This is a genomic window from Nocardia sp. NPDC003345, from assembly GCF_053589395.1.
In genome coordinates, this window is record NZ_JBSFRU010000498.1 from 1 (window position 1) to 3010 (window position 3010).

Genomic DNA, 3010 nt, shown 5'->3' on the forward strand with positions numbered 1-3010 from the left:
CACCCGCTACCGGGCCGCCGCGGAACTCGAGGAATGGGCCGGGCGCGATCCCATCCTCCGGGTCCGGCGGCTGCTGGAACGCGAGGGCCTGTTCGACCCCGCCGCACAGCGGCGGCTGGACGAACGCGCCGATACCGAAGCCGCCCGGATGCGCACCGAGATCCTCACCATGGCCGACCCCGACCCGTCGGCGCTGTTCGAACACGTCTACTCGGCACCGCATCCGCTGCTCGACGCGCAGCGCGCCGAATACGCCGCCTACCTGGCCGACGAGCCGGCCGAGGCCGCCGTGCCCGGTCCGCGCGGGGAAGGGGTCCGCTCATGATCACCACATTCGCCGCGGCGCTCAACGCCGGGTTGCGTACCGCCCTGGAGGACGATCCCAAGGTGGTGCTGATGGGCGAGGACATCGGCCGCCTGGGCGGCGTCTTCCGGGTCACCGACGCGCTGCAGAAGGATTTCGGCGACCGCCGGGTCATCGATACGCCGCTGGCCGAATCCGGGATCATCGGCACGGCGTTCGGGATGGCGCTGCGCGGGTACCGGCCGGTGTGCGAGATCCAGTTCGACGGGTTCGTCTACCCCGCGTTCGACCAGATCGTCGCCCAGGTCGCCAAGATCCACTACCGGACCCGAGGCAAGGTACGGGCACCGCTGACCATCCGGATCCCCTACGGTGGCGGGATCGGTTCGGTGGAGCATCATTCCGAATCGCCGGAGGCGTATTTCGCGCATACCGCGGGGCTGCGGGTGGTGTCGCCGAGCAACCCGGCCGACGCCTACACGATGATCCGCCAGGCGATCGCCCTGGACGATCCGGTGATCTTCTTCGAACCCAAACGCCGGTACTGGGACAAGGCCGAGTTCGATCCCACCGCCGCGGCCGAACTGCCGCTGGACCGGGCCCGGGTCGTCGTCCCCGGTAGCGACGCCACACTGGCCGCCTACGGCGGCACGGTCGCGACGGCGCTGACGGCCGCGAGAATCGCTGCCGAGGAAGGGCTCTCGCTGGAGGTCATCGATCTGCGCAGCCTGGCGCCGCTCGATATCGACACCGTCGCCGAATCGGTGGACCGTACCGGCCGCCTGGTGGTGGTGCACGAAGCGCCGGTCACCGGGGGAATCGGCGCCGAGATCGCGGCCCGGATCACCGAACGCTGCTTCTACCGCCTCGAGGCGCCGGTGCGGCGGGTCGGCGGATTCGATATCCCCTACCCTCCGGCTAAGCTCGAGAAGCATCATCTGCCCGACCCGGACCGAATCCTGGCGGCGGTCGACCTCTCGCTCGCGGCCTGAGGTGACCCAGCCACTCGCGAGCCAGCCGGAGGTGCCCACCGTGGACGACGACACCCGTACCGCCGGGTCCGGCGAGATCCTGGAGTTCCGGCTCCCCGATCTCGGCGAAGGACTCACCGATGCCGAATTGCAGAACTGGACGGTGGCGGTGGGCGACGAGGTCGCGCTGAACCAGACGATCGCGGAGGTGGAGACGGCCAAGGCGGTGGTCGCGCTGCCGTCGCCGTTCGCGGGGACCGTGGTGGAACTGCTCGCCGAACCCGGTACCACCGTCGAGGTCGGGGCGCCGCTGCTGCGGATCCGTACCGCCGCCGGGCAGGGCAACGGCAAGACATCGGTGCTGGTGGGCTACGGACCGTCCGAGGAGAAACAGACGAGCCGGCGGCGGGGTGGACGGAAACCGTTGGGGGATAACGTGATAAGTGATCAGGGTGGGACCGGGGCGACACCGGCCGGGGACCACGCGCTGGCTTACGAGGCCGGAGTCATCGGTGCGCCGGTCGGTGACGACGGCGCCACGACCGGCGCCATCCGGCCCGGCCGGGGAGAGTTCGGTGGCGCCCCGCGGACCACCGAGAACGGGGGCGAGCGGGTCGCGGCGACACCGGGCGCGCGGAAACTGGCCCGGGAATTGGGTATCGACCTCTGGTACGTCGCGGGTTCGGGACCGCAGGGGGCCGTGACGGTCGCGGATGTCCGTGGCGCGGTGCCGGTTTCCGAACCGGATCGGCGTACCCGCACCGAGGAGGGCGGCGAACCCCCGGAGACCGGGACGGCCACCGCCGGACGGGCGGCGCGCGAGGAACGGGTACCTGTCAGCGGGATCCGCAAACGCACCGCCGAGGCGATGGTGGCCAGTGCCCGGATGATCCCGCAGGCGTCCACCTCGATCACCGTCGATATCACCGCTTCGCTGGAACTGCTGGAACATCTGCGTGCCACCAAGGCGTTCGACGGTCTCACCTTGACGCCGCTGGCGCTGGTCGCGAAATCGGTGCTGGCCGCGCTCGGCGAATTCCCCGGTATCAACTCGTTCTGGGACGAGGCCAATTCCGAGATCGTCACCAAGTACTACGTCAACCTGGGTATCGCGGTCGCGACCCCGCGCGGCCTGCTGGTGCCCAATATCAAGGACGCGCAGACCCTGAGCCTGCGGGAACTGTGCCGGGAGATCGGCTGGCTGGCACAGACGGCCCGAGACGGGCGTGCGGGACTGTCCGATCTGCGCGGCGGGACGTTCACCCTGTCCAATGTGGGGGTTTTCGGGGTCGATACCGGAACTCCGCTGGTCAACCCGGGTGAGGCGGCGATCCTCTGCCTGGGTGCGGTGAAGCGGCGGCCGTGGGTCTTCCGGGACGAACCGGCCATTCGCTCCGTCATCACGCTCACCCTGAGTTTCGACCACCGGATGATCGACGGGGAACTCGCGGCGCGGTTCCTGGCGACCGTCGCCGGGCTGCTCGAGGACCCGCTGACCCTGCTCGCCCGCATCTGATCGCCGGTCTCCGGCACCGCCGATACCCGTGTCCGCGTGGACTTCACAGGCCGCGTCCGCGTACGGTGACGAAAATCTGATCCAGACGTTTGGACGAGGAGCTGCGTTGAACGCGGTACTGATCTCGGCGGACGAACTCCGGGAATCGACGGACGAGAACCTGCGCCTGCTGGATGTGCGCTGGCAACTGGGCGACCCCGAGGGTCCCCAGCACTATCA

The 3010-nt window shown here is 69.5% G+C and carries 2 protein-coding genes and 1 pseudogene; all 3 read left to right on the plus strand.

What is annotated here, in order from left to right:
- Positions 1-325: pseudogene (locus tag ACWDU1_RS31205) on the plus strand (pyruvate dehydrogenase (acetyl-transferring) E1 component subunit alpha); the annotation flags it as partial.
- Entirely contained in the window at positions 322-1296 is a 975-nt protein-coding gene (locus tag ACWDU1_RS31210; protein WP_450003988.1) for an alpha-ketoacid dehydrogenase subunit beta, read from the plus strand. The pseudogene ACWDU1_RS31205 and the gene ACWDU1_RS31210, both read left to right, overlap by 4 nt.
- A 40-nt stretch (positions 1297-1336) precedes the next feature.
- Positions 1337-2791: a dihydrolipoamide acetyltransferase family protein gene (locus ACWDU1_RS31215; protein ID WP_450003990.1), complete on the plus strand. Its 1455-nt coding sequence runs from the start codon at positions 1337-1339 to the stop codon at positions 2789-2791.
- The last annotated feature ends 219 nt before the right edge of the window (positions 2792-3010 follow it).